A 26,467-nucleotide genomic window follows, 5' to 3' on the forward strand; every position below is an offset into this window, starting at 1 on the left:
CAGGCGTAAGCTTGTCTTGAATTATTTACCTGCTTCCTTGGTCCATCGCTGAACCCACCCCTATTTCAGGGGAATCCGCGGTTCGCACTGCCAGGTAGCTGACTGTGGAGGAAACATGACTCAGACTGCCCATGGCGTCGAATTCAGCCAGCAGCTTTCGGCCAACCCGAAGTCTGTTGAGGAGCGTGCAGCCATCCTGGCGAACCCGGGATTTGGCGACTACTTCACCGACCACACCGCCGTCGTCGACTACAAGGTCGACGCCGAAGGCAAGGGCGGATGGCAGAACGCGCGCATTGAACCGTACGGACCCATCTCCCTGGACCCTTCGGCCGCGGTGCTTCACTACGGCCAGGAAATCTTCGAGGGCCTGAAGGCCTACCGCCACGCCGACGGTTCGGTGTGGACCTTCCGTCCGGAAGCCAACGCCGCCCGCCTCAACAAGTCGGCCCGCCGCCTGGCCCTGCCGGAACTGCCCGAGGAATACTTCCTGGGCGCTATCCGCGAATTGGTCCAGGCGGACCAGGAATGGGTTCCTTCCGGCGACGGCGAAGCGCTGTACCTGCGTCCCTTCATGATCGCCACGGAAGCATTCCTCGGCGTGCGTGCTGCCCGTGAAGTGTCCTTCCGGGTGATCGCGTCCCCTGCGGGCAACTACTTCGGTGGCGAACTCAAACCGGTGTCCATCTGGATCTCCCGCGAGTACGCCCGCGCCGGCCGCGGAGGAACCGGAGCCGCCAAGTGCGGTGGAAACTACGCGGCATCACTGATCGCGCAGCAGGAAGCCGAAGCCAACGGCTGCAAGCAGGTTCTCTTCCTGGACCACTTCAATGACGACGCCGTTGAGGAACTCGGCGGCATGAACGTGTTCTTCGTGTTCAAGGACGGTTCGCTCGCTACCCCGGCACTCAGCGGGACCATCCTGGAAGGCGTCACCCGTTCGTCGGTCATCCAGGTGGCCAAGGACATGGGCCGTGAAGTTTCCGAGCGCAAGATCACGCTGGACGAATGGCGTGACGGTGTTGCTTCCGGCGAAATCACCGAGGTCTTCGCTTGCGGCACCGCCGCCGTGATCACCCCGATCGGTGTCCTGAAGGACGCGACGGAGTTCATCGGCTCCGAGGATGCCAAGGCCGGCGAAACCACCATGGCCATCCGCGAGCAACTCCTTGGCATCCAGACCGGCACGGTCGAGGACCGCCACGGCTGGCTGACCCGCCTGGTCTAGCCACCGCTGTTCCAACCCGACGACGGCCCCCGCCCCCGGTGACTCCAGTCACCAGGGGGGGCCGCCGTCGTCCCCCGGTTCCTCTCTCACTTCCCGTCGGGTTTCGACGGTTCCTCTCTCACTTCCCGTCGGGTTTCGACGGTTCCTCTCCCGCTCGCCAACCGGATGTGCGAGAGGGATCGGATAGGTGGGGTGGGATGTGAGAGAGGAACGCTTGGGTGCAAAGATGGTCTGGTGACTTCCCACCAGCCAAGCGGCCCCGACCGGTCCGATAGCCCACTCCAGCGCAGCAGCGAGCTGACGCGCTTCAGGCTTGCCCCCAACCCGGGGCCCATGAGCCTTGACGGCACCAACTCCTATGTCATCGGCGCTCCGGGCTCACAACATGTCGCAATCGTCGATCCAGGGCCGGAAGACGGTCCGCATCTCGCCGCACTGGCTGCGTCCGGCAAGGTCGACGTCGTCCTGATAACCCACCGGCACGCCGACCACACGGAGGCATCGGCGCGGTTCCATGAGTTGACCGGCGCCCCTGTCCGTGCGGCCTTGGCCGAATACTGCCATGGGGGAGAGCCGCTCACGGACAACGAGGTGATCCACGCTGGCGGGGTAGAGATCCGGGTCCTGGCAACGCCGGGCCACACCTCTGACTCGCTGTGCTTCCACCTTCCGGAGGACGGCCCGAAGGGTTCCGTCCTGACGGGGGACACCATCCTGGGCCGCGGCACGACTGTCCTCGATTATCCTGACGGCCGGCTGGGGGACTACTTGGCGAGCTTGGACCGGCTCGAGGCCCTGGGCGCGGCAGCCCTCCTCCCGGCACATGGCCCGGTGCTCCCTGCGCTTGATGCCAAGTGCCGTGAATACCGGGAGCACCGGGAGCAGCGCCTCGAGCAGATCCGTTCCGCACTCGCCCTAGTGGGGGAGCATGCCACGATCGCCCAGGTCACCGACGTCGTCTATGCCGACGTCGATCCTTCCGTCCGCTGGGCGGCCGAGACATCGGTGGCAGCCCAACTGGATTACCTGCGCGGCTGAAAGCGCTTCGCCGGACGGTAGGCTTGGGCGCATGCGTATCGCCCGGTTTGTAGTTGATTCTGATCCCCTTTACGGCGTCGTGGACGGCGAGCCCGGCAGTGAGGAAATCACTGTCATCAACGGCGACCCGTTCTTCAACGGTGTCGAACCCACCCACGTTAAGCACAAGCTTGAGGACGTCAGGCTCCTGGCGCCGATCATTCCGCGCAGCAAGGTGATCGGCGTGGGCCGCAACTTTGCCGAGCACGCGGCCGAGCTGGGTAACGAGGTTCCCCAGTACCCCCTGCTCTTCATCAAGCCAAACACTGCCGTGATCGGGCCAAACGATCCGATCGTCTTGCCGGAATTCTCGGAGGAGATCTCTTTCGAGGCCGAACTGTGCGTAGTGATCGGCCGGATCTGCAAGGACGTGCCGGAGGAGCGCGCGGATGACGTGATCTTCGGCTACACCTGCGGCAACGACCTCACTGCCCGCGACGTCCAGAAGACCGATCTGCAGTGGGCCCGCGCCAAGGGTTTTGACACCTCGGCTCCCTTGGGTCCCTGGATCGAAACGGAACTGGACCCGGACGACGTCGCCATCCAGGCCCGGCTCAATGGCGAACTCCGGCAGGACGGCAACACCACGCAGATGATCCGTGGCGTGCGCGAACTGGTTTCGATCGTTTCGCACGCCTTCACCCTGCTGCCGGGCGACGTCATCATGACCGGAACGCCCGCGGGCGTGGGCCTGATCTCGGAAGGCGACCGCATTGAAGTGGAGGTCGAAGGCATCGGACGCCTCTCCAACCAGGCCGTAAGGCGCTAACGCCGACGCCAGGTCGCATCCGGTCAGGTCCAAAGCACGACGCCGGCACTCGCCCTTTTGTACGAACGGCGAGTGCCGGCGTCGTGCGCTTCCAGCGGGAAAACGAAGGGGCGCCGCGCGGTAAAGTTGAAGCACTATGACTACTGCTTCTGCGTCGAACGCTGCCTCCAGCGCCATCCCTGCCGTCAACGCCGAGACCCCGGTCCGCGTCCGTTTCTGCCCGTCTCCAACGGGCACGCCACACGTCGGCCTGATCCGCACCGCCCTCTTCAACTGGGCCTACGCCCGGCACACCGGCGGCAAGCTGATCTTCCGGATCGAGGACACCGACTCGGCCCGCGACAGCGAGGAGAGCTACCACCAGTTGCTCGATGCCCTCAAGTGGCTGGGCATCGACTGGGACGAGGGCGTGGAAGTGGGCGGACCGCATGAGCCGTACCGCCAGTCGCAGCGCGGGGACATCTACCAGGATGTCATCGCCAAGCTCAAGGCCGGGGGGCACGTCTATGAGTCCTACTCAACTCCTGACGAGATCGAAGCCCGCCACAAGGCTGCCGGCCGCGATCCCAAGCTCGGCTACGACGGCTTCGACCGCCACCTGACCGAGGAGCAGCTCGCCCAGTTCAAGGCAGAGGGCCGTGAGGCAGTCCTGCGCCTGCGGATGCCGGATGAAGACATCACGTTCACGGACCTGGTGCGCGGCGAGATCACGTTCAAGGCCGGCTCGGTTCCGGACTTCGCGGTGGTCCGTGCCAATGGTGCGCCGCTCTACACCTTGGTGAACCCGGTGGACGATGCCCTCATGGGAATCACGCACGTACTGCGCGGCGAAGACCTCCTGAGCTCCACGCCACGCCAGATCGCCCTTTACCGCGCCCTGTACGCGATCGGGGTAGCCGAATACATGCCGGAATTCGGCCACCTTCCCTATGTCATGGGCCAGGGCAACAAGAAGCTGTCCAAGCGTGACCCGGAATCCAGCCTCTTCCTGCACCGCGAACGCGGTTTCATCCCGGAGGGGCTCCTGAACTACCTTTCGCTGCTGGGCTGGTCCTTGAGCGCGGATGAGGACATCTTCACGGTGGAGCAGTTGGTGGCCAACTTCGATATCCACGATGTCCTGGGCAACCCGGCGCGTTTCGACCTGAAGAAAGCAGAGGCGATCAACGGTACCCACGTCCGCATGCTTGCTCCCGAGGTGTTCGAGGAGCGGCTGGTCCCGTACCTCCGCGCAGCAGGTTTCGTCGGCGAAATCCTGACACCGCGCCAGGAGGAGATCCTTCGCGAAGCGGCGCCGCTGGTCCAGGAGCGCATCGCGTTGTTGGGTGAAGCACCGGAGATGCTGGCCTTCCTCTTCAAGGCCGATGACGCAATCGACGTGGCCGAGGATGCCCTGAAGGGGCTTCCGGCAAACCTGGAGGAAGTCCTCGACGCTGCCCTTGCCGCCCTGGAGCCCATCGAGGAGTGGACTGCGGAGAACATCCAGTCGGCACTCAAGCAGGCCTTGGTGGAAGACCTCGGCATCAAGCCGCGTGCTGCCTTCGGCCCTGTGCGTACGGCCATCTCCGGCCGCCGCATTTCGCCGCCGCTTTTCGAGTCCATGGTGATCCTGGGCAAGGATTCCTCACTGGCGCGCGTGCGCGCTTTCCGCGGCTAAAGGGCACCGGCATGGCGATTGCAAGTTCCTTCGGCACCATCCGCGGTGTGCTCTTTGACATCGATGACACCCTGGTGGACCTTGAGTACGCCATGACCACGGCTTTGCGTGATGTCAGTGAACATCTCCTGCCCGGCCTGGACCAGGCCGGGTGGGTGAAGTTCGGGCGTATTTTTACGCGCGAAACCACCCATTTCTACGACCGTTACCTTGCCGGTGAGCTGACCTTCAACGAACAGCGCCTGCTGCGGGGACGGGCAGCGCTGGGCCACTTCGGAGTGGAGTTGGCTGATGGCGAGGAATCGCAGGCCTGGGTGGCCGAGTACCACCAGCGGCAAACGGCCTACGTGCGCGCTTTTGCCGACGTCGCCGGGGTTCTCGACGCCCTCGATGCGGCCGGCGTTCCCTATGGAGCGGTCAGCAACAATGTCCACGACTACCAGCGGGCAAAGCTGGACGGCGCGGGCCTTGAGCGGATACGGATCCTGGTGGGCACGGACACGGTTGGCGTGGCGAAGCCGGACCCGGCTATCTACCTGGAAGGCGTTCGCCTGCTGCGAACCACGCCGGGGGAGACGCTTTACGTGGGCGATAACAGGCTCCTGGACGCCGACGGTGCGACGGCGGCCGGCCTGGTGGGCGTTTGGCTCAACCGGACCGGCGAAGTAGCGGAAGGCTTTACCGGTCGCCAAGTGGACTCCCTTTCGAGCTTGCTTGTGGAGGCTCCCGCGCCGGCGTGATGACCTGTGACGCAGCTAACGCCTGGACGATTTGTGCAGGTCAAAAGTCTCGGGTAGAGTAATTACTCGTGCTGAGGGGCACGGAGGGAAAAACCAAGGGAAACCGCGGTACGGAACTCCGGTCCGAAAGTCACTTTGGGATATGGTGTAATTGGCAACACTACGGTTTCTGGTACCGTCATTCTAGGTTCGAGTCCTGGTATCCCAGCTCTGGAAATTCAGTGATAAAACATTGAAGAATACGGAGAATCCGAATTGTTGAGGCAATTTGGAAACAGGTTGAAAGTGTGAAATACTCATTCAGCTTGATCGCCGGAAACGGTGATAAAAAAGTGCAAGGCCCCATCGTATAGCGGCCTAGTACGCCGCCCTCTCACGGCGGTAACGCGGGTTCGAATCCCGCTGGGGTCACAAGCGAATCCCCCGGAACTCAGGTTCCGGGGGATTTCTTTTTGCCGAATACCTGCCTGCTTCGGCTGGCAGGGCACTATCGGCTGGCATGATGAAGCAGTGACTGCAGATCGAGGAACGTCGGACAAGGGCAAGGTCCCTGCGCTGGAACAGGCGTTGGAAACCCTGGAAAATGCCCGGGCCGGCATCGCGGGGGTGCAGTTGCCACTGGCACTTCCGGACGCCGAAGAAGCCCGCAGGGCGGTCACCGAGATATTGGCCCAACTCGATGACTATGTGATTCCCCGGTACCGCAGCCTGGACGCCCCGCTCCTGGCTGTCGTTGGAGGCTCAACGGGTGCCGGCAAATCAACGTTGGTAAATGCCCTCGCAGGATTCCCGGTGACCCGCGCCGGAGCCATCCGGCCAACCACACGCCAGCCGATCCTCCTCCACCATCCGCTCGACGCCGAGTGGTTCGAGGGCAAGCGGATCCTTCCCAACCTGGACCGAATCAGGGGTTCAGCTGCTGCGGTACCGTCCACGGCCGGCGACCAACCCGTTCACCCGGCGGGGAGCCCGGCGGTCAGTTCCCTTGTCCTTGTTGCCCACGAGCACATCCCGCAAGGAATCGCCTTGCTTGACGCCCCGGACATCGATTCGATCTCCGACGACAACCGCCGGCTCGCGGGGCAGCTGCTTGCCGCTGCGGATCTGTGGGTCTTCGTCACCACCGCGAACAGATACGCCGACGCCGTACCCTGGCGCCTGCTCCTCGATGCGGCCGCGCGGGACATCACCGTGGCGGTTGTCCTGGACCGGGTGCCGCCCGCCGCTGAAGTCGAGGTACGTGAGGACCTGCGGGACATGCTCGAACGGCAGGGACTGGCGGGTGCCAGGCTTTTCGTTGTGCAGGAAACGGCGTTGGACAATCGCGGGATGCTCCCCGCGGGAGCGGCCGATGAGCTTGCCGAATGGCTCGGGGCACTTGCTGCCAATGCAGCAGAGCGCAGCAGCGTGGCGCGACGGACTCTCCATGGTGCGATCAAGTCCGCAGCAGTTCGGCTGGAGTCCGTCGCCACAGCAGCATCGGCCCAGGAAGCTGCTGCCCAGGGACTGCACAACACGGCTGTGGAGGAATACGCCGAGGCGCTCCGGCGGATTATCGATGCCACCAAGGACGGTGCCTTGCTGCGCGGCGAAGTGTTGGCCCGTTGGCAGGACTTTGTGGGCACGGGAGAGTTCTTCCGTGCCCTGGAACAGAATGTGGGTCGCCTCCGCGACCGGCTCGGTGCGTATTTCCGGGGCGAGCCGGCTCCGGCCGTGAAAGTCGAGACCGCCATTGAATCCGGGCTGCAGGCAGTGATCCTTGACCAGGCCGCAAACGCCGCGGAAAACGTGGAGCGTCGCTGGCGGTCGGATCCAGCCGGACGCCAACTCCTGGGCGACGAAATCCCAGGTGCCTCACCAGGGTTCGATGCAAGGGCGGCGGCGGCCATCCGGCAGTGGCAGGAAGGACTCATGGAACTGATCCGCACGCAGGGCCAAGGCAAAAGGACCCAGGCGCGCTGGCTTTCCTTTGGCGTCAACGGGCTCGGGGCGGCCTTGATGGTGGTGGTTTTTTCGATGACCGCCGGGCTCAGCGGCTTGGAAATTGGTATCGCCGGCGGTACGGCAGTGGTGGGCCAGCGCCTTCTCGAAGCGGTCTTCGGCGAGGACGCTGTGCGGCGACTAGCCAACCAGGCCCGGCAGGACCTGCAGGCACGATGCCAACAGCTCCTCGACGTCGAACGGGAGCGGTTTCTCGGGCGCCTTGATACCGCACGCCCGACCGGCGCCGCGTACCTCATGGACCATTCCAGGGAACTGCGCCGGCTGGCAGGCGAAGCATGAGCCGCCACAGCGAGGCCAGGAGGGCTTCCAGGCTGCAGGAGCGCCTCGAAGCGCTGAATACGGCCAGGGAGCTGGCCGCAGGTGTGCTTCCGGAAACAGAGCTCCAGATGGTCTACGACGTCCTGGAACGGGCAGCGTCCCGCCGTTCCCTGTCAGGCGGACATACTGTGGTGGGCTTTTTCGGCGCCACCGGCAGTGGCAAATCCTCCCTGTTCAACGCCGTCTCAGGTAGCAGCTTGGCTACCGCCGCTGCGCGCAGGCCAACCACCTCGGCGCCGTTGGCCGGTATCTGGGGCGCGGCCGGTAGCGGCCCGCTCCTGGACTGGCTCGGAGTCCAGGAACGCCATGAGCTGCCCGGGGTCGCGGACTTCGCGGACGAGGATACGGGGTTGATCCTGCTGGACCTGCCCGACTTCGATTCAACCAAAGCCGCGAATCGGCAACTGGTGCAGCATTTGGCGGGGATGGTGGATGTCCTGGTCTGGGTGCTGGATCCCCAGAAGTATGCCGACGCGGCGGTCCACAACGATTTCCTGCGGCCCATGGCAACGCATGGCGCCGTGACGCTTGTGGTGCTGAACCAGCTGGACAAGCTCAGCGGGAGCGATGCCAAAGCGGTCATGCAATCCCTGCACGGCATCCTTGACCGCGACGGACTGGGAAACGTCCCGGTGTTGGGAGCTTCAGCGTTGACGGGCGACGGCGTTTCGGCCGTCCGCTCAGCGATCAGGAACGTCGTGGTGCAGCGGGAGGCCGCGACGCAGCGGCTCTCCGCCGATGTCACGGCCGCTGCCGATGCCCTCGTCTCTGCCGCCGGGCCAGGGGAAGCGCGCGGTGTCACGGGCGCTTCCAAGGCAAAGCTGGCCGCTGAGCTGGCTGCGGCAGCGCACGTGCCGGTAGTGGTTGACGCAGTGGCGCGGTCCTTCGCGAGGGAGTCCGCGCGCAGGACAGGCTGGCCAGTGACGCGCTGGTTGCTCCGCTTCCGGCCGGATCCGTTGCGGCGACTGAACCTCGGCAGGGCGGACAGGAATCCGGAGCTGAACCGCACGTCGTTGCCTCCCGCCGGTGCCCCGGAACAGGCACGGGCCGACGCAGCGGTTCGGAGCTTTGCAGAGGAAGCCGCAGAGGGTGCACCCGGTCCGTGGCACGCCGCAATCCGCGGAGCCGCACGCGAGGCGCGTGAGGGCCTTCCTGATGCCCTCGACCAGGCCATAGCGGGGACGGACCTCAAGACCTCACGCCGTCCCTTTTGGTGGGCGCTGTTCAACACGTTCCAATGGCTCGCCTTGCTCCTTGCGGTGGGCGGCTTGGGGTGGTTGGGTGTCCTGGCAGCCCTGGGTTACCTGCAGCTGCCGGTGCCCGAGGTTCCCAGGACGGAGGGTTGGCCGTGGCCCACCCTCATGGTTGCCGGGGGAGTGCTGCTCGGCGTGGTCCTTGCCATTACCGGCAGGGTGCTGGGCCGTTTGGCTGCCAAAGCCCGTGCCCGTGGAGCCGGCCGGAGACTGAAGGCGGCGGTTGCGGCTGTGGCGGAGGAGCAGATCGCCCTGCCGGTGGAAGGCGAAACAGCCCGGCTCAAGGCTTTCAATACCGCGGTGAAATCTGCCCGCACCCGCTGACGCCCCCGCGGCAAAAAGGCGTACTGCGGCAAAAAGGCGCCCTGCGGCGAGCTGACTTCACAGTGCGGCGGCTGCGTCCCTGACCTTGATGAACGTACGGAGGTTCCGGGTGGTGGTACTGGCCTTGTATCGGGCCTTGGAGGACAACTTGCTGAACGGGCTGTCCAGCGTTCCGCCGGCAGGTGCCAGCCACGCCATCGCCTCCGGCCCCAAACGGACCTGTTCCATACCGTCCAGTTCCTCGCCCGCACGGAACAACTCATCCAGCATGGCCTTGTCCGAAGCCAGGGTGATGTAGCTGTGGGTTGCCTTATCGTCGGCGGGGTAAGGACAGGCCTCCACTAATGCAGCCACCCGCGAGGCCGTGAGAACAACCACCCAGGCGTCGTAACCAAAGCCGTCCCGGAGGCACTTTTCAAATTCCGATTTGACCTTTGCAGGGCTGAGTTCGCTTTGCAGGACCACGTTTCCGCTGGCCAAAAGGGTCTTGACCTTGGTGAAGGGATAGTCCGCCAGTGCTGTTTTGAGGTCGGCCATCTTGATATTGATGCCACCTACGTTGATGCCCCTGAGGAAGACCGCGTAGTTCTCCATCGGACCGGAACTCCTTAGTCGTTGCCCTTGCGCAGGGCCTCAGTCAGGACCCGTGCGGCGTTGCAGACGACCTCGGCGTGGAGGCGGCCCGGCTGCCGGGTGAGGCGCTCGATCGGACCTGAGATGGAGACGGCGGCGATGACGCGGCCCGAGGGCCCGCGGACGGGAGCCGAAACCGAGGCGACCCCGGGTTCCCGTTCGCCGAGGCTCTGTCCCCAGCCCCGACGTCGTACTCCCGCCAGGACGGTGGGCGTGAAGCGGGCGTTCTGCAGGCCTTCCAGCAGGCGGTCGTGGTCTTCCCAGGCGAGGAGCACCTGCGCTGCGGAGCCGGCTTTCATGGACAATTGGGTACCTACGGGAATCGTGTCCCTTAGGCCAATGGGCCGTTCAGCGGAGGCGACGCACACGCGCCAGTCACCTTGGCGGCGGAAGATCTGGGCGCTTTCGCCGGTGGCATCGCGGAGTTGGATCAGCACAGGACCGGCCGAGGCGATAAGGCGGTCCTCGCCGGCGGCCGAGGCGAGCTCAACGAGGCGGCTTCCGAGGACGAAGCGTCCTTGGATGTCGCGGCTCACCAGGCGGTGGTGAACCAACGCCAGGGCCAGGCGGTGAACCGTCGGCCGGGCGAGGCCTGTGGCGGCCACGAGCTGCGCGAGCGTGGTGGGCCCGGCCTCAAGGGCGTCCAGTACCTGGGCCGCTTTATCAATGACACCGACTCCACTAGAATTGTCCATGTAATGATATTGCCGTCTCAATATCTGAGATGCAAGTTGTTTCGCTGGCCTATCCTGCAGCCGTGCTGCTTCAGTTGATGTAGACCAACCAATAGTGAAGGGAGCAGGCCGTGGGAAAGACGCTGGCCGAGAAAGTCTGGGACGCGCACGTGGTGCGCAAGGGTGAAGGCGAAGGAGCCAATGCCCAGCCCGACCTTCTTTTCATCGACCTGCACCTGGTCCACGAGGTGACCTCTCCCCAGGCCTTCGAGGGCCTGCGCCTGGCCGGCCGCAAGCTGCGCCGCGTGGACCTGACCATCGCCACCGAAGACCACAACACCCCCACGCTGGATATCGACAAGCCGATCGCCGACCTCACCAGCCGGACGCAGATCGAGACCCTGCGCGCCAACTGCAAGGAGTTCGGGGTCCGCCTGCACTCGCTCGGTGACAAGGAACAGGGGATCGTGCACGTCGTTGGCCCGCAGTTGGGCCTGACCCAGCCGGGCATGACGGTGGTCTGCGGCGATTCCCACACCTCCACGCACGGCGCTTTCGGTGCCTTGGCCATGGGCATCGGCACCTCGGAAGTCGAGCATGTCATGGCAACCCAGACGTTGTCCTTGAAGCCGTTCAAGACCATGGCCATCAATGTCGAGGGAACGTTGCGTCCGGGCGTTACTGCCAAGGACATCATCCTGGCGGTCATCGCCAAGATCGGGACCGGCGGCGGCCAGGGCTATGTCCTGGAGTACCGCGGTTCGGCAATCCGCGCCTTGTCGATGGATGCCCGGATGACCATCTGCAACATGTCCATCGAGGCCGGTGCCCGCGCAGGCATGGTGGCCCCCGACCAGACGACCTACGAGTACATGAAGGGCCGTCCGCACGCGCCCGAAGGCGCGGACTGGGATGCCGCCGTCGAGTACTGGAACACGCTCCACACCGATGAGGACGCGACGTTCGACGTCGAGGTGGACCTGGACGCCAACACCTTGGAACCGTTCGTGACCTGGGGAACCAACCCCGGCCAGGGCGTGTCCCTGTCGGCCAGTGTCCCGTCCCCTGATGACTTCGGCGACGAAAACGCCAAGCTGGCCGCTGAACGTGCGCTGACCTACATGGGACTGGAAGCTGGAACGCCCATGAAGGACATCCGCGTGGATACGGTCTTCCTGGGCTCTTGCACCAACTCGCGGATCGAGGACCTGAGTGCCGCCGCGGACATCATCCGCGGCCGCGAGAAGGACCCGAACGTGCGCATGCTGGTGGTTCCTGGTTCCGCCCGTGTCCGTTTGGAAGCCGAAGCCATGGGCCTGGACAAAGTGTTCAAGGACTTCGGTGCCGAGTGGCGTTTCGCCGGTTGCTCCATGTGCCTGGGCATGAACCCGGACCAGTTGGCACCGGGGGAGCGTTGCGCGTCGACGTCCAACCGCAACTTCGAAGGCCGTCAGGGCAAGGGCGGCCGCACGCACCTGGTCTCGCCCGTCGTCGCGGCGGCCACCGCCATCCGCGGGACGTTGAGCTCGCCTTCGGACCTTGAACCGGCCTCGGCCGGAACGCTGACCGGAACCGCAGTCTAGGAGGATCCCATGGAAAAATTCACCACCCACACCGGCATCGGGGTCCCGCTGCGCCAGAGCAACGTGGACACCGACCAGATCATCCCCGCCGTGTACCTCAAGCGCATCACCCGCACCGGCTTCGAGGACGCACTCTTCGCCGCCTGGCGCAAGGATGAATCCTTCATCCTCAACCAGGCTCCGTTCAACGCCGGCTCGGTCCTGGTGGCAGGCCCGGACTTCGGCACCGGATCCTCCCGTGAACACGCTGTTTGGGCGCTGAAGGACTACGGTTTCAAAGCCGTCCTGTCTTCCCGGTTTGCAGACATCTTCCGCGGCAACTCCGGCAAGCAGGGCCTCCTGGCCGCAGAGGTGGCCCAGGATGACATCGAGCTCATCTGGAAGGTCCTGGAAAACAACCCCGGGGCCGAGGTCAAGGTGGACCTGGTGTCCAAGACCGTCGAATGCGGCAACGTCGTAGCCCCCTTCGAGATCGACGACTACACCCGCTGGCGCCTCTTGGAAGGCCTCGACGACATCGGGTTGACCCTCCAGCATGAGGAGGACATCACCGCTTATGAGGCCACCAGGCCATCATTCAAACCGACCACACTCCCTGCGAAAAGCTGAATGCTTTCAAGCCTTGGGCGGGGGTATTAGGCTCTCTGCACGATGACCGGCGGTCCCTTTCGAAAAGGGCCGCCGGTCTTTCTTTGCAGGGTAGTAAGGTTGCGTGTCAATTCGCCGACGCGCTGCATCCGCATTTCGGTTCGGTAACACGAGCTTCTATGCTTAGCTGGAGCCTTTGAAAGTTTTGGGGGGCGAGTAGTCGTAAGGAAACCGGTATAGATGAGTAGTGTTCTGACAATCCGCGGTGGGGTCCCATTGACTGGCCGGGTGACCGTACGCGGGGCCAAGAACCTTGTACCCAAGGCCATGGTTGCGGCGCTTCTTGGCAGCGAAGCTTCCGTGCTGCGGAACGTGCCGGAGATCAAGGACGTGGAGGTGGTTACCAGCCTCCTGCAGCTCCATGGGGTAACCGTGGCCAAGGATCCGGCGACGGGCGACCTGACGTTGGACCCCACGGAAGCCAAGACCGCTTCCAGCACGGCGATCGACGCGCACGCCGGTGATTCCAGGATCCCGATCCTGCTGTGCGGCCCCCTGATTCACGCGATCGGTGAGGCCTTCATTCCTGACCTTGGCGGCTGCAAGATCGGTGACCGCCCGATCGACTACCACCTCAACGTCCTCCGCCAGTTCGGGGCCGTGGTGGAAAAGCGCCCCGGCGGCATCCATATCTCCGCACCGCACGGACTTCACGGGGCCAAGATTTCCCTGCCCTACCCTTCAGTCGGGGCCACTGAGCAGGTCCTGCTCAGTGCGACCCGGGCAGAGGGCATCACCGAACTCAGCGGCGCTGCCACTGAACCGGAGATTATCGACCTCATTGCCGTCCTGCAGAAAATGGGCGCCATCATCAGCGTCCAGACGGACCGCACCATTCGGATCGAAGGCGTCAAGGACCTTCGCGGGTACAACCACCGCGCACTTCCGGACCGCAACGAATCAGCCTCCTGGGCCTCGGCTGCCTTGGTAACCCGCGGCGACATCTTTGTTGAGGGAGCTTCCCAGCGGGACATGATGACGTTCCTCAACACCTACCGCAAGGTCGGCGGCGGGATGGATATCGGCGACGACGGCATCCGTTTCTACCACCCGGGCGGCAAGCTCACACCGCTCGTCCTGGAAACGGACGTCCACCCGGGCTTCATGACTGACTGGCAGCAGCCCCTCGTTGTGGCGCTCACACAGGCCGAGGGCGTCTCCATTGTCCACGAGACCGTCTATGAGAACCGTTTTGGATTCACGGACGCCCTGGCCCGGATGGGTGCCAACATCCAGGTCCACCGCGAATGCCTTGGCAGTGTGCCGTGCCGGTTCGGCCAGCGGAACTTCCTGCACTCAGCAGTCATCTCCGGCCCCACCCCGCTGCGTGGCACCGAGATCGACATCCCCGATCTTCGAGGCGGCTTCAGCCACCTCATTGCGGCGCTGGCGGCTACGGGTACCTCCCGCGTTACCGGCATCGACATCATCAACCGGGGCTATGAGCGTTTCACGGAAAAGCTCGCCGGCCTCGGCGCCGATTTCGACATCACCACCACCAAGTAGCAAGGGACTCCTTTGAAGGAATCGGCCAAGAGCCGTGCCACGTTCGTGTTGCTGGCAAACATCGCGCGCCCGTTGATGAACATCCTCATGGACAAGAAGTGGGAGGGGACCGAGAGGCTCCCCAAGGGTGGTTTCATTGCCGCACCCAACCACTGCACCGAGCTCGACCCCATCGTGATCGGACACATGCTCTACAACCACAAACGGCCGCCGCACTTCCTCGCGAAGTCAGGGCTGTTCAAGGCGCCGGTACTTGGTTCCCTCTTGCGTGCCACCCGCCAGATTCCGGTGGAACGTTCGACGGCGGGTGCCAACCACTCGCTGCAGGTCGCCAAGGAGGTGGTGGACGCGGGAGGTGCGATCATCATCTATCCCGAAGGCACCCTGACCCGCGATCCGGACCTATGGCCGATGAAAGGACACACGGGAGCCGCCCGGCTTGCTTTGCAAACAGGCGCCCCCGTGGTTCCCATGGCCCATTGGGGAGCCCACGAGGTGTTCCCGCGCTACGCCAAACGCTTCCACATATTTCCGCGGAAGACGGTCCGCGTTTTGGTGGGGGACCCGGTGGACCTCAGCGCCTTCAGGGACCGGCCCTTGGACCGGACCACGCTGGCTGAGGCCACGGACGTCATCATGGACGCGATAACGGAACTCCTGGCCACACTCAGGGGCCAGGAAGCTCCCGCCGAGCGTTGGGATCCCGCCAACCACCAGCAAGCCAAGCATGGTCGCTTCGTGGAACGCGGAGCCAACGCGACGCCCACTTCAGCAGTGGTTGATGATTCCGTCCACGGGGCGCCCGCGGACTCCGCGCCCGAAACCGAGGGCGGCAAATGACCCTTCCCGAGCCTGCTGTCCCCGCTCCGGGCAAAGTAGCCGTCCTTGGCGCGGGCTCCTGGGGCACCACTTTCGCAAAAGTCCTCGCTGACGCCGCGGCCGCAGCCGGTGCCGAGCGGACCATCCAGTTATGGGGCCGCAGGGAGGGCGTTGTTGAGCAAATCAACTCCGTCCACCGCAATGAGCAATACCTTGACCACATCGCCCTTCCACCAGTGATCAGCGCGTCAACCGACGTCGCCGAAGTGCTGCGCGGGGCGGAACTCGTGGTGCTGGCGGTTCCCGCCCAGTCCCTGCGTCCCCAGTTGGGTGAGTGGAAACCGCTCCTTGAACCAAATGCGGTGGTTGTCTCCCTGATGAAGGGCCTCGAAATGGGCACTGACGCGCGAATGAGCGAGGTCATAGCCCAGGAACTCGGGATTCCCGCATCGCGCGTCGCCGTAGTTTCCGGGCCCAATCTGGCAATGGAGATCGCACGGGAACAACCCACGGCCTCCGTGGTGGCCTGCAGCGATGCCGAGACAGCCGCGGCCATCGCCCTCTGCTGCACCGCGCCGTACTTCCGCCCGTACACCAGCACCGACGTCGTGGGCGTGGAGATCGGCGGAATCGTCAAGAATGTCATAGCCCTGGCGGTCGGCATTTGCGAGGGCAAGCAATTGGGGGACAACACCAAGGCCTCGGTCATTACCCGGGGCCTGGCCGAAACCTCCAGGCTGGCCCTTGCGCTGGGCGGTGAGGCTCAAACCCTCGCCGGCCTCGCGGGCCTTGGAGACCTGGTGGCTACCTGCTCCTCGGCACTGTCCCGAAACCACACAGCCGGGCGGCTCCTCGGCGAGGGCCTCACTTTGGACCAAGTAGCCGTCCGGATGACCCAGACTGCCGAGGGGATCAAGTCCGGGCCTGCCGTGCACGAGCTTGCCGGAAAACTGAATGTCGAAATGCCGATTACCGCGGCCGTGGTTGCGGTCCTTGAAGGAAAGATGTCCGTTGATGACCTGGGGCCGCGTTTGCTGGCCCGGGCACTGAAGTCCGAAGGCGACTACTGATGGTGACCGAAGAATCCATTCCCTTAACCGGCCGGAAGCCCCGCGTGGCCATCCTGTTCGGTGGGCGTTCCAGTGAGCATGCTGTCAGCTGTGTGACGGCTGCCGGTGTCATGGGTGCCATCGACCGGGACAAGTACGACGTCGTGCCCATCGGCATCGCCAAGTCCGGCCAATGGGTGCTGGCCTCGGGTGACACCAGCCAGTGGTCCCTCAGTTCTTCCGCCCTCCCGGAAGTGGCTGCCTCGGATAAGACGGTGACCCTTGCCGAAATCGGCGGTGAGCACCAACTGATCGTTGCCGAGCCCAACGCCGTACCGCAGGAACTTGGCTCGGTGGACGTTGTGTTCCCCCTCCTGCACGGCCCTTGGGGCGAGGACGGAACCATTCAGGGCCTGCTGGAACTTTCGGATACCCGCTACGTGGGAGCCGGTGTCCTGGCTTCTGCCGTGGGCATGGACAAACACTTCATGAAGGTGGTTTTCGAAGCGGCCGGCCTGGCAGTGGGTCCCTATGTGGCGGTTACCGACAGGCAGTGGCTCACCGATCCCGAAGCCGTCCGCAAGCGCGTGGACAAGCTTGGCTTCCCCGTCTTCGTCAAGCCCGCCAGGGCGGGTTCATCCATGGGCATCTCAAAGGTCGACTCCCTGGAGCACCTTGACGAGGCCATCGAGGAAGCCCGCCGGCACGACCTCAAGCTGGTCATCGAGGCAGGCATTACGGGCCGTGAAATTGAGTGTGCAGTGCTGCAGGGGCGCGGTACGGATGCACCCCGGACGTCCATGCCGGGCGAAATCGCCGTAGCACCGGGCGATCACCAGTTCTATGACTTCGCCGCCAAATACGTCGAGGACGGGGCGGCCGCCTTGAGCTGCCCTGCGGACATACCGGACGAAGCCATCGCCCGTGTCCGTGAACTTGCCGCCGTTGCTTTCGACGCTGTCGGCGGCGAAGGGCTGAGCCGCGTTGATTTCTTCTACACGCCGGCCGGTGAGTTGCTGATCAACGAAATCAACACCATGCCCGGTTTCACTCCCAAGAGCATGTACCCGCAGATGTGGGCCGCCTCGGGAATGTCCTACCCGGAACTGATTGACGAACTGATCCACTTGGCGCTGACCAGGAAGACGGGCCTGCGCTGAGCCAGGCCTGCCGTCCGCCTACTTGCTGGACGGCAGGTTCTGCAGGTCTTCCTGTCCAACGCACTGACGGGTCGACTTGATCTTGCCCGCCGCAGCTGCGAGGTCGGCAAGAACCGTGGCTGAACTGATCTTGTCGGGATCCATCAGGATTTCCGTTGCCGGTTCCCTGCCGTAGGTGGTGAGGGTGTAGTACGGATCGCCTTCCTTGATGACCCAGTCGACGTCGTTGACGCTCACGCAGCGGTCGGTGGTGGGACCCGGAATGTTGACGCCGCACCGCAGGATCACCTGGGAGGGATCACCCCAGGCCGCCGTTGCCTGGCTGTTGGTCTTGCGCAGTTGGGCGTCCCCGATTTTGTCCGGAAGGGCCACCATCATAGGAGCGCACGCCGGGTTGGCAGCGTCGCCCGCCGCGGTAACATCCACGGGCGGAGAACAGGCAGACAGTGCAAGGACGGCGGTTCCTGCGGCGGTGATGGCCGCGGCTGCCCGCCGGAAGGTCTTTCGATGCATCAGTCAAGCCTATCCCGCATTATTCTGTCGGCCGCGCGCGATAGCGTAGTGCCGTGCCTGATGAACACCTGACAGTAGCCCACCTCTCGGAGTCCGAACTCCTGGCCAGGATTTTCCCGCGCCTGCGCCGCAGTCCAGGGGTGATCCTGGGACCCGGCGATGACGCTGCGCTGGTGGCCGCACCTGACGGCCGAGCCTTGATCTCCATAGACACCCAGACCCAGGACCAGGATTTCCGCTTGGAATGGAACAGTGGATACCGGACCACGGGCTTCGATGTCGGCTGGAAGTCGGCAGCCCAAAACGTCAGTGACATCAACGCCATGGGCGGAATTGCCATGTCTTTGGTTGTCAGCCTCACCATGCCCCCGTCGACCCCTGTGGCGTGGGTAGAGGACTTCGCGGACGGGCTTACCGCTGCCATTGACGGGCTTGGTGCAAGGGACTGTTCCGTGGCCGGCGGCGACCTCGGCCGCGGCCGGGAGCTTGCGGTGACCGTCGCCGTCGTAGGTTCACTAGGCGGGCAGCCGCCTGTGCTGCGTTCGGGAGCCCGGGCGGGGGATGTCGTGGCCGTGGCTGGAACGCTGGGGCGGGCAGCTGCTGGTCTGGCCCTGCTGGAAAGTGCTGTTCCTTTCCGGAACTTTACGGACGAACAACTTGCACTCGTTGCCAGCCAATGCAGGCCGGTGCCACCCCTCGCAGCGGGGCCCCTGGCAGCGCGGGTCGGGGCCACTGCCATGATGGACATCTCGGACGGTTTAATGCGCGACGGCGGCAGGCTCGCCGCTGCGAGCGGCGTGGTGCTCGACTTCGACCCGGTGGAGCTGAAGGCCCGCGCAGTTGCGCTGGAGCCGGCCGCCGCACTGCTGGGCCAGGACCCTGTTGCCTGGGTCCTGGGCGGGGGAGAAGACCACGGGCTGCTGGCTACGTTCCCAGCAGGAATTCAGCTGCCGGAGGGCTTTACTGCGATAGGCTCGGTTCAGGCCGTTGGCGAGTCACAACGCGGCGGCGTCCGGATCGCCGGGCAAGCTGCTGACACCGTGGGATGGGATCATTTTGCAGACTAAGATCGCAGCGAATGCGCACGCCATGAAGCGTTGGCTGACCAAGGCTGAGGTTGTCCTTGGCAATCACAGCGACCGCCTGAATGCGATCAATATCTTTCCTGTTGCGGACGGCGATACCGGCACCAACCTGTACCTTACGGTCCGCGCAGCGGCGTCGGCGTCGGATAGCGGGGCCGATCCGGCAGAGACAGGCAACGATGTTGGCGCTGTGCTGGCGCGCGCGGGACAGGCCGCCATGGAGAAGGCCCGCGGCAATTCCGGGACCCTGTTCGCTGTGTTCCTCTGCGCGGCAGCGGAACCGTTGGCAGGTAAGCCCCGGCTCAGCTCCCCGTTGCTAGCGGCTGCGTTGAACCGGGCACAGATCAGGGCGTGGTCGGCCTTGAGCGAGCCGGTGTCCGGAACCATGTTGTCTGTTCTTGAGGCCGCCGCCCATGCGGCCCAGGCCGCCGATGCCGCCCAAGGCGGCGACGACAGCAACCACGCCCTGGGACTCGCCCTCGACGCCGCCGTGGAAGCGGCTTTGCAGGCGGTAGTCCGGACCGAGGACGAACTGGCTCCCCTTCAGGCCGCGCACGTAGTGGACGCCGGTGGAGTGGGCATGCTGCTTGTCCTTGACTGCCTCCGTTCGGCCGTCTTGGGCGAAGAACTGCAGGACGAACTCCTGGACGGCCTCCACGGCTACCAACTGCAGGACCCCCACATCCATGAGCACATGCCTGCAGACGAGGGCGTGGAAGTCATGTGCACCATCGACCTTTCGCCGTTGGATGCTGCAGTGCTGCGCCAGCGGCTGGACGAGATGGGCGATTCCGTCATCATGAGCCAGGTGGGCGGCGTCTCCAATGATGACGACGACGATTCCCCTATGGACGCCGTATACCGGTGGCGGGTGCACGTGCATGTTCCGGAGCCCGAGCCGGCCGTTGCCCTCATCCGTTCACTGGGCGACCCCACGGACATAGCCGTCAGCCAGTTGGCAGTACCCCGGGATGCTCTGGGTGGGCATGACGACTGAACTTGAACTGCCGCTGGAACGCCGGATCGGTAAACGCTCCGCCGCCGTTATCGAGAAGCACCTGGGCTTGCGGACAACGGGTGCATTGCTGAACTACTTTCCCCGGCGCTATTTGAGCCGTGGCGAGTTGACCCCCATCAGTAAACTTCCCCTGGATGAGGAAGTGACCCTGATCGCCAGGGTCGTATCCAACAGCACGCGCCAGATGCGCGCACGGCGGGGATCCATCACCGATATCGTGGTGACGGACGAAGCCGGGGGTGCCCATGTCCCGGGAACGCTGAAGGTCAGTTTCTTCAACGGCTTCCGCGCCAAAGCCGAACTTCTCCCGGGCCGCCGGGCCATGTTTTCGGGCAAGGTTTCACGCTACGCGGGTGCGTTGGGGCTGACGAATCCGGATTTCCTCCTGCTGGATGAAGATCCGGACGCCGAGGGTGCCGCCGATCCCGAAAAGCTGGCAGCAATGCCCATCCCTGTCTACCCGGCCACGGCGAAGCTGACCAGTTGGTCCATCCACAAAGTCATCAAAGCCCTGCTTGAGACACTCGACCTGGACTCGCTGGCCGATCCACTGCCGGAAAATGTGGCCCGGAGGGACGGGCTGCCCGGCGTTGCGGAAGCGTACCGGTTGATCCACACGCCGGAGACCGCGAAGGATTGGCAGCGGGCACAGGGCCGCTTCCGCTACCAGGAAGCCTTGGTCTTGCAGACTGCCTTGGCACGCAGGCGCGCCCAGTTGGCCGCAGAGGAAGCGACGGCCCGGCGGGCCGTTAGCGGCGGACTCCTGGAGGAGTTCGACCGCAACCTGCCTTTCACCCTGACGGCCGGCCAGTCGGCCGTCGGGAAGACTTTGTCCGAGGAATTGGGCCGGGACACACCGATGAACCGGTTGCTCCAGGGCGAGGTGGGGTCCGGAAAAACCATCGTTGCCCTGCGCGCCATGCTGCAGGTGGTGGACGCCGGTGGGCAGGCAGCGCTCCTGGCCCCCACCGAAGTCCTGGCCGCCCAGCATTTCCAGTCCATCCGGAAGACCCTTGGATCACTGGCCCGTGACCAGTTGTTCGGCGGTTCAGGCATGCTCGGTGGCGAATCGGCCGGCGACGGTGTGCAGGTGACGCTCCTGACGGGATCCATGCCGACGGCGGCCCGCAAGCAGGCCATGCTGGATGCGGCTTCCGGGAACGCGGGGATCGTCATTGGCACGCATGCCCTTTTGAGCGATAAGACCAGTTTCCAGGACCTTGGGCTGATTGTGGTCGATGAACAGCACCGATTCGGGGTGGAGCAGCGGGATGCCTTGCGGGCCAAGGCACAGCGCCCTCCGCACCTGCTGGTGATGACGGCAACTCCCATTCCCCGCACGGTCGCCATGACAGTGTTCGGTGATCTTGAAACATCCATCCTGGATGAGTTGCCTGCAGGGCGAGCCCCCATTTCCACCCACGTGGTGGGCTTGGTGGAGAACCCCGGCTGGGTAGACCGGATCTGGAAACGTTCCCGGGAAGAAGTAGAGGCGGGACACCAGGTCTACGTCGTTTGCCCGAAGATCGGAACGGACGACGACGGCGATTTCAGTCCGGGGGAGAGGGAACCGAGCGATGCGGAACTCTCCGACGAGGGCCCGGCGCGCGAGCTGGCCTCCGTTACCGCCGTCGTCGAGAGCCTTCTCGACGAGCCTGCCCTGAAAGGCATTCCTGTTGCTCCCCTTCACGGTCGGCAGGAGCCGGAGGTGAAGTCTGCAACCATGGCCTCCTTCGCTGCCAATCAGACCAAGGTCCTTGTGTCCACCACCGTGATTGAGGTTGGCGTGGACGTCCACAACGCCACACTCATGGTGATCCTGGATGCGGACCGCTTCGGCATCTCCCAACTCCACCAGCTGCGCGGACGGGTGGGCCGCGGCGGCCTTCCCGGGACGTGCCTGCTGGTGACCACGCTCGAGCCCGGGCATCCCAGCAGGCGCAGGCTGGACGCCGTCGCTTCCACCACGGACGGATTCGAATTGTCGCAGGAAGACCTGAAGCTTCGCCGCGAAGGGGACATCCTGGGCGCTTCGCAATCCGGCGGGCGTTCCACGCTGAAGTTGCTGCGTGTACTGGAACATGAAGACCTCATTGCCCGTGCCCGGGCGGATGCGCAGTTGCTCGTGGCGGAGGATCCGTCGCTGGAGCACCGGCCGGCCCTTGCAGCCGCGATCGATGACTATTTGAACCCTGAGAAGGAGGCGTTCCTTGAACGCGGCTGACATGAACGCGGCTGGCATCAACCCGGCTGGGAAGCGCACGGCTGGCATCAACCCGGCCGGGAAGCGCGCGGGCCCCGGGCCCGTCGGCTCCCTCGTTCCGGGGGCCCGCGCATGAGCCGCATCATCGCGGGAGTTGCAGGCGGCAACCCGCTCACCAGCGTCCCCGGCACTGCCACCAGGCCAACAACAGACCGGGTCAAGGAGGCCTTGTTCTCACGCCTTGAATCTTTGGCGGTCATCGATGACGCACGGGTGCTCGATCTCTACGCGGGCTCGGGTTCGCTGGGTATCGAGAGTGCAAGCAGGGGTGCCCGTCGCGTGGAACTGGTGGAGTTCGACGCCCGTGCAAGCGATGTCTGCCAGCGCAATGCGGACATGGTCAACCAGGTCCTGGGCAGCAGGACAGTCTCGGTGCACCGCTCGAAGGTGGAGTCTTTCCTCGAGCGGGCGGGGGAGGACGTCCTTTGGGACCTTGTCTTCCTCGACCCGCCCTATCCGCTCGGGGAACCTGCCCTGAGCGCTGTGTTGGAGAAGCTTGCTTCGCACTTGGACGAAGGCGCGGTGGTGGTTGTCGAACGCTCCTCACGCAGTGACGAACCTGCCTGGCCGGACGCCCTGGAATGCTTTGCCGGGAAGAAGTACGGCGAAACCATGCTCTGGTTTGCCGAACCGGCCTAGCCTGAGAGCCTGTCCAGCTCTACGCCGGTGAGCACGGCGGCGGGGTGGGGGCCGCGGGCCAACAGTTCGCGCGTCCACCCGGCAGGCCACGGATCCTGGGTGCCCACCAGGATGATGTTGCCGGGATAGCGGCCCTCGAACATGCCTGATTCCGCGAAGGCGGCAACGTCGGTCATTGCCTGCCGCATCGCGGCGGCCTGGCTGCGAACCAGCGTCAGCGCGGGTTCGTCTCCCACGTTGACTATCAGCACGCCACCGGGCCGCAACCGCTGTGCTGCCTCTTCGTAGAACTCGCGGCGGGCGATGTGAACAGGCGCCTCGGGTCCGGAGAAGATGTCCAGGATCACGACGTCGAAACGCAGGTCCGCGGGCAGTTCCGCCAGGGCTTCCCGGGCGTCGGCAATATGCGTGGCCAGCCGGGTGCCTTCCGGCATCGGGAGCTTCTGCAGGACGAAGTCCAACAGTTCCCGTTCCAGCTCGACGGCATGCTGGTCCGAGCCGGGCCGCGTGGCCTGGATGTAGCGGGCCAGAGTCAGGGCCCCGGCTCCAAGGTGAAGGGCGCTGACCGGCCTTCCTTGTTCGGCAACCAGATCCACCACGTGGCCGATTCTGCGCAGGTACTCGTAAAAGATTTCCGCCGGGTTGGCGAGATTTACATGGGATTGCTCGGCGCCGCCGATGCTGAGGATGTAGCTGCCGGGGACAAGGGTGTCCGCTTCAATGGTGGCGTGCACGCCGGTGGTCCGGAGGAAACGTGACGCCGTGTGCTCGCCGCCTTTGCTGTTCAGAGCTTTTCCTTCAGAGTCGCCAGGCGCGATGCCGCGTCTTCAAGGATCCCGGTCTTCTTGCAGAAGGCGAAGCGCAGGAGGCTCTTGGTGCGCTCGGCTCCTTCCTCATGGCAGAACACCGGAACAGGGATCGCCGCTACGCCCACCAGGGCGGGGAGCCGGCGCGCCAGGTCGACTGAGTCTCTGATTCCCAACGGAGAGGTGTCCACGTTGATGAAATAGGTGCCCTGCGGGATGTAGACGCGCAAGCCGGCCGCGACGAGCCCGTCGGCAAGGATGTCCCGCTTTTGCCTGAGCGTGTCCGCGATCCCTGCGAAGAAGGCATCAGGCATGGACAACCCCTCGGCAACCGCTCCCTGGAAAGGTGTGCCCGAACTGTAGCTAAGGAACTGCTTGACGGTACGGGCGGCGCCCACGAGGTGGGCTGGTCCACTGAGCCAGCCGATCTTCCATCCCGTGAACGAGAATGTCTTTCCCGCAGACGAGATGGTGATGGTCCGCTCTGCTGCCCCGGGAAGCGAAGCAATCGGGATATGCGGTGTCCCGAACGTCAGGTGCTCATAAACCTCGTCGCTGACAATGATGGCGTTGTATTTGCCGGCCAGTTCAACCACCTTGGCAAGGACCTCCCTGGGAAAGACCGTGCCCATCGGGTTGTGGGGATTGTTAAGCAGTACCACCTTCGTCCTGTCGCTGAACGCCTCTTCGAGGGTGTCAAGGTCAGGCAGGAAGTCGGGGGCCAGCAGGGGGGCTGTGACATGGCGGGCGCCGGTCAACCCAATGATGGCGCCGTACGAGTCATAGAACGGCTCAAAAGTCAGGACTTCGTCGCCGGGCTGAACGAAGGCAAGGAGCGAGGCGGCAATGGCCTCGGTTGCGCCCGTGGTGATCACCACTTCAGTCTCCGGATCAGGTTTGAGTCCGTAGAACCTCTCCTGGTGGTCCGAGACCGCCTGGCGCAGCAGGGGGATGCCTTTCCCGGGAGCGTATTGGTTGGCCCCGGAGGCGATGGCGGATTGTGCTGCGGCCAGCATGCCTGCCGGCCCGTCCTCGTCGGGAAAACCCTGACCGAGGTTGATGGCTCCGGTGGAGTTCGCGAGGGTGGTCATCTCCTCGAAGATGGTCACCCCGAGGTTCCCTTCGGGGGAGAGCAAATTGGCGCCCTCGGCTGCCCGCTGCCAGGGCGTACTTGCATGGTCCGGGGCGCTGGTTCCTGCCGTTGACATGTCTGCCATGGTATCCCGGCAAAGCTTTGCGGTAGGTTCGATCCATGAGACGTGCGGTTTGCCCCGGATCCTTTGACCCCATCCACAACGGACATCTCGAAGTCATTGCCCGCGCCGCCGGGTTGTTCGACGAAGTCATCGTGGCCGTGTCCACCAATTACGCCAAGAAGTACCGTTTCGGCCTTGAGGAACGCATGGAGATGGCCCGCGAGACGCTTGCCTCCCTGCGCGGCATCATCGTTGAGCCGATGGGTGAGGGATTGCTCGCCGAGTACTGCAGGCAGCGCGGTGTTTCTGCGATCGTCAAGGGTCTGCGTTCTTCCTCGGACTTCGATTACGAATTGCCCATGGCCACGATGAACAGGCAACTGTCGGGCGTTGAGACGGTCTTCCTGCCCGCTGAGGCCCATTACGTGCATTTGTCTTCCACCCTGATCAAGGAGGTCAGTGTCCTGGGCGGCGACGTTGCGGACTTTGTCCCCAAGTCCGTCCTCAGGCGCCTGCTCTCCGGCGAGCCTCCGGCAGAGCATGGCCGCAGGGGGTAGTCTTTAAGCCGTACTCCGCAGCCTGGTGCCGGAGGTCCCGCACCGAATTCCGTGGCGTTTTGGCGCGCACGGCGCCGGTTTGAGTCGGCACCCGCGATCAGGCTAAGATGGTACGTCGGTCATATGTTCTACAGGAGTTCTCATTAAGCGAGATGCAAGTTCGCCCTTGGCGCTGGTAGTCAAGGACCTTGGACGCAGTCCAGGGACCATGCGGACACTCAACGAACATGTACCAGCACCAAGTGACCTTGGTGTGGCACTCATTGGCGTGAAGGAAGGCTCGGATGTCGAGCTGGATCTTCGGCTTGAGGCCGTACACGAAGGAATTCTGGTATCCGGTACCGCATTGGTTGAAGTAACCGGCGAATGCGGTCGATGCCTGGATCCCCTTGCGTATGACCTTGAGGTCAATGTGCAAGAACTTTTCTTCTACGAAGGCGAAGAGCTTTCGGCGGAGGAAGACGATGAAGAGCAACGTCGAGTCGAGCACGATCTGATCGATCTTGAGCCGGTGTTGCGGGACGCAGTAGTCACTATGCTGCCGTTCCAGCCGGTGTGCCGGGAAGACTGCCAGGGCCTTTGCTCCGAATGCGGAGTGCGCCTGGAAGACGAGCCGGGGCACCACCACGAGGTCCTGGACCCTCGCTGGGCTGCCCTAGCTGATCTGGCTAAGACTGACCGGCAAACTGATTAGTAACTGTTGGACTAAGAGAGAAATGAGATAGCCGTGGCTGTTCCCAAGCGGAAAATGTCTCGCGCAAACACACGCGCCCGCCGTGCCCAGTGGAAGGCAACTGCCCCTGCCCTGGTCAAGACCATCGAAAACGGACAGGTCACCTACAGCCTGCCGCACCAGGCAAAGGTCGTCACCGACTCCGCCGGCACTGCGCTGTTCCTTGAATACAAGGGCCGCAAGGTCGCAGACGCCTGATCTGCCGCATAGGCTGA

Annotated in this window: 25 protein-coding genes and 2 tRNA genes; 22 read left to right on the plus strand and 5 right to left on the minus strand. The window is 64.2% G+C overall.

Features of this window, described 5'->3' with window-relative positions; all coding sequences use genetic code 11:
* Positions 1–115: 115 nt before the first annotated feature.
* From ACIPY2_RS02680 to ACIPY2_RS02720, 9 genes are all read left to right on the plus strand, one after another.
* Positions 116–1,228: a branched-chain amino acid aminotransferase gene (locus ACIPY2_RS02680; RefSeq protein WP_400264827.1), complete on the plus strand. Its 1,113-nt coding sequence runs from the start codon at positions 116–118 to the stop codon at positions 1,226–1,228.
* Positions 1,229–1,462: 234 nt separating this feature from the next.
* Positions 1,463–2,266, plus strand: a complete 804-nt coding sequence (locus ACIPY2_RS02685; protein ID WP_400264828.1) for an MBL fold metallo-hydrolase — start codon at positions 1,463–1,465, stop codon at positions 2,264–2,266.
* Between the two features lie 31 nt (positions 2,267–2,297).
* Positions 2,298–3,074, plus strand: a complete 777-nt coding sequence (locus ACIPY2_RS02690) for a fumarylacetoacetate hydrolase family protein (protein ID WP_400264829.1) — start codon at positions 2,298–2,300, stop codon at positions 3,072–3,074.
* A 136-nt stretch (positions 3,075–3,210) separates the two neighbouring features.
* Complete coding sequence (gltX, locus tag ACIPY2_RS02695) at positions 3,211–4,731, plus strand: glutamate--tRNA ligase (protein ID WP_400264830.1); 1,521 nt, start codon at positions 3,211–3,213, stop codon at positions 4,729–4,731.
* Between the two features lie 11 nt (positions 4,732–4,742).
* Positions 4,743–5,471 (plus strand): HAD family hydrolase, encoded by a 729-nt coding sequence (locus tag ACIPY2_RS02700; RefSeq protein WP_400264831.1) that lies wholly within the window; start codon positions 4,743–4,745, stop codon positions 5,469–5,471.
* 136 nt (positions 5,472–5,607) lie between these two features.
* Positions 5,608–5,679 (plus strand) — tRNA-Gln (locus ACIPY2_RS02705).
* 130 nt (positions 5,680–5,809) lie between these two features.
* Positions 5,810–5,882, plus strand: a tRNA-Glu gene (locus ACIPY2_RS02710).
* Between the two features lie 99 nt (positions 5,883–5,981).
* Entirely contained in the window at positions 5,982–7,754 is a 1,773-nt protein-coding gene (locus ACIPY2_RS02715) for a dynamin family protein (RefSeq protein ID WP_400264832.1), read from the plus strand.
* Positions 7,751–9,370 carry a GTPase gene (locus ACIPY2_RS02720; RefSeq protein WP_400264833.1) on the plus strand — a complete coding sequence of 540 codons (1,620 nt, stop codon included), beginning with the start codon at positions 7,751–7,753 and terminating at the stop codon, positions 9,368–9,370. Before ACIPY2_RS02715 ends, ACIPY2_RS02720 begins: the two co-directional genes overlap by 4 nt.
* Positions 9,371–9,427: 57 nt before the next feature.
* Here the strand turns inward: ACIPY2_RS02720 and ACIPY2_RS02725 are convergent, their stop codons facing one another.
* Positions 9,428–9,964, minus strand: a complete 537-nt coding sequence (locus ACIPY2_RS02725; RefSeq protein WP_400264834.1) for a DUF1697 domain-containing protein — start codon at positions 9,962–9,964, stop codon at positions 9,428–9,430.
* Positions 9,965–9,978: 14 nt separating this feature from the next.
* Entirely contained in the window at positions 9,979–10,698 is a 720-nt protein-coding gene (locus tag ACIPY2_RS02730; RefSeq protein ID WP_347107735.1) for an IclR family transcriptional regulator, read from the minus strand.
* A gap of 110 nt (positions 10,699–10,808) precedes the next feature.
* Here ACIPY2_RS02730 and leuC point away from each other — a divergent pair, with 110 nt between their 5' ends.
* The 6 genes from leuC to ACIPY2_RS02760 all read left to right on the plus strand — a co-directional run bounded on the left by leuC (position 10,809) and on the right by ACIPY2_RS02760 (position 17,442).
* Positions 10,809–12,260 carry a 3-isopropylmalate dehydratase large subunit gene (leuC, locus tag ACIPY2_RS02735; RefSeq protein ID WP_400264835.1) on the plus strand — a complete coding sequence of 484 codons (1,452 nt, stop codon included), beginning with the start codon at positions 10,809–10,811 and terminating at the stop codon, positions 12,258–12,260.
* Positions 12,261–12,269: 9 nt separating this feature from the next.
* The gene (leuD, locus tag ACIPY2_RS02740; protein WP_400264836.1) at positions 12,270–12,869 is read left to right on the plus strand and encodes a 3-isopropylmalate dehydratase small subunit; all 600 of its coding nucleotides are present in this window, start codon (positions 12,270–12,272) and stop codon (positions 12,867–12,869) included.
* A 219-nt stretch (positions 12,870–13,088) separates the two neighbouring features.
* Positions 13,089–14,414, plus strand: a complete 1,326-nt coding sequence (gene murA / locus ACIPY2_RS02745) for a UDP-N-acetylglucosamine 1-carboxyvinyltransferase (protein ID WP_400264837.1) — start codon at positions 13,089–13,091, stop codon at positions 14,412–14,414.
* Between the two features lie 12 nt (positions 14,415–14,426).
* Positions 14,427–15,254, plus strand: a complete 828-nt coding sequence (locus ACIPY2_RS02750; protein ID WP_400264838.1) for a lysophospholipid acyltransferase family protein — start codon at positions 14,427–14,429, stop codon at positions 15,252–15,254.
* Entirely contained in the window at positions 15,251–16,303 is a 1,053-nt protein-coding gene (locus tag ACIPY2_RS02755; RefSeq protein ID WP_400264839.1) for an NAD(P)H-dependent glycerol-3-phosphate dehydrogenase, read from the plus strand. The genes ACIPY2_RS02750 and ACIPY2_RS02755 overlap by 4 nt, the downstream gene beginning before the upstream one ends.
* On the plus strand, positions 16,303–17,442 hold the full coding sequence (locus tag ACIPY2_RS02760) for a D-alanine--D-alanine ligase family protein (protein WP_400264840.1): 1,140 nt from the start codon (positions 16,303–16,305) through the stop codon (positions 17,440–17,442). The genes ACIPY2_RS02755 and ACIPY2_RS02760 overlap by 1 nt, the downstream gene beginning before the upstream one ends.
* Positions 17,443–17,460: 18 nt before the next feature.
* Here ACIPY2_RS02760 and ACIPY2_RS02765 read toward each other — a convergent pair whose 3' ends face one another.
* A complete protein-coding gene (locus tag ACIPY2_RS02765) occupies positions 17,461–17,955 on the minus strand; it encodes a DUF3515 domain-containing protein (RefSeq protein WP_400264841.1) in 495 nt (164 codons plus the stop codon).
* A 53-nt stretch (positions 17,956–18,008) separates the two neighbouring features.
* Here ACIPY2_RS02765 and thiL point away from each other — a divergent pair, with 53 nt between their 5' ends.
* From thiL to rsmD, 4 genes are all read left to right on the plus strand, one after another.
* The gene (gene thiL, locus ACIPY2_RS02770) at positions 18,009–19,022 is read left to right on the plus strand and encodes a thiamine-phosphate kinase (protein WP_400264842.1); all 1,014 of its coding nucleotides are present in this window, start codon (positions 18,009–18,011) and stop codon (positions 19,020–19,022) included.
* Positions 19,023–19,044: 22 nt separating this feature from the next.
* Positions 19,045–20,037, plus strand: coding sequence for a DAK2 domain-containing protein (locus ACIPY2_RS02775; RefSeq protein ID WP_400265101.1), 993 nt, complete (start codon positions 19,045–19,047; stop codon positions 20,035–20,037).
* Positions 20,027–22,282, plus strand: a complete 2,256-nt coding sequence (locus tag ACIPY2_RS02780; protein WP_400264843.1) for an ATP-dependent DNA helicase RecG — start codon at positions 20,027–20,029, stop codon at positions 22,280–22,282. Before ACIPY2_RS02775 ends, ACIPY2_RS02780 begins: the two co-directional genes overlap by 11 nt.
* A 111-nt stretch (positions 22,283–22,393) precedes the next feature.
* Complete coding sequence (gene rsmD / locus ACIPY2_RS02785; RefSeq protein ID WP_400264844.1) at positions 22,394–22,960, plus strand: 16S rRNA (guanine(966)-N(2))-methyltransferase RsmD; 567 nt, start codon at positions 22,394–22,396, stop codon at positions 22,958–22,960.
* Here the strand turns inward: rsmD and ACIPY2_RS02790 are convergent.
* On the minus strand, positions 22,957–23,694 hold the full coding sequence (locus ACIPY2_RS02790) for a spermidine synthase (RefSeq protein ID WP_400264845.1): 738 nt from the start codon (positions 23,692–23,694) through the stop codon (positions 22,957–22,959). The two genes, rsmD and ACIPY2_RS02790, sit on opposite strands and share 4 nt — an antisense overlap.
* Before the next feature lie 50 nt (positions 23,695–23,744).
* Positions 23,745–24,983: an aminotransferase class I/II-fold pyridoxal phosphate-dependent enzyme gene (locus ACIPY2_RS02795; protein WP_400264846.1), complete on the minus strand. Its 1,239-nt coding sequence runs from the start codon at positions 24,981–24,983 to the stop codon at positions 23,745–23,747.
* Positions 24,984–25,018: 35 nt separating this feature from the next.
* Here ACIPY2_RS02795 and coaD point away from each other — a divergent pair, with 35 nt between their 5' ends.
* The 3 genes from coaD (at position 25,019) to rpmF (ending at position 26,450) form a co-directional block, all read left to right on the plus strand.
* Positions 25,019–25,519 (plus strand): pantetheine-phosphate adenylyltransferase, encoded by a 501-nt coding sequence (gene coaD, locus ACIPY2_RS02800; RefSeq protein WP_400264847.1) that lies wholly within the window; start codon positions 25,019–25,021, stop codon positions 25,517–25,519.
* Between the two features lie 166 nt (positions 25,520–25,685).
* The gene (locus tag ACIPY2_RS02805) at positions 25,686–26,213 is read left to right on the plus strand and encodes a YceD family protein (RefSeq protein WP_400264848.1); all 528 of its coding nucleotides are present in this window, start codon (positions 25,686–25,688) and stop codon (positions 26,211–26,213) included.
* A 33-nt stretch (positions 26,214–26,246) separates the two neighbouring features.
* Positions 26,247–26,450, plus strand: a complete 204-nt coding sequence (rpmF, locus tag ACIPY2_RS02810; protein WP_347107729.1) for a 50S ribosomal protein L32 — start codon at positions 26,247–26,249, stop codon at positions 26,448–26,450.
* The last annotated feature ends 17 nt before the right edge of the window (positions 26,451–26,467 follow it).

Source organism: Paenarthrobacter sp. NPDC089675, from assembly GCF_044749185.1.
Taxonomy (GTDB): domain Bacteria; phylum Actinomycetota; class Actinomycetes; order Actinomycetales; family Micrococcaceae; genus Arthrobacter.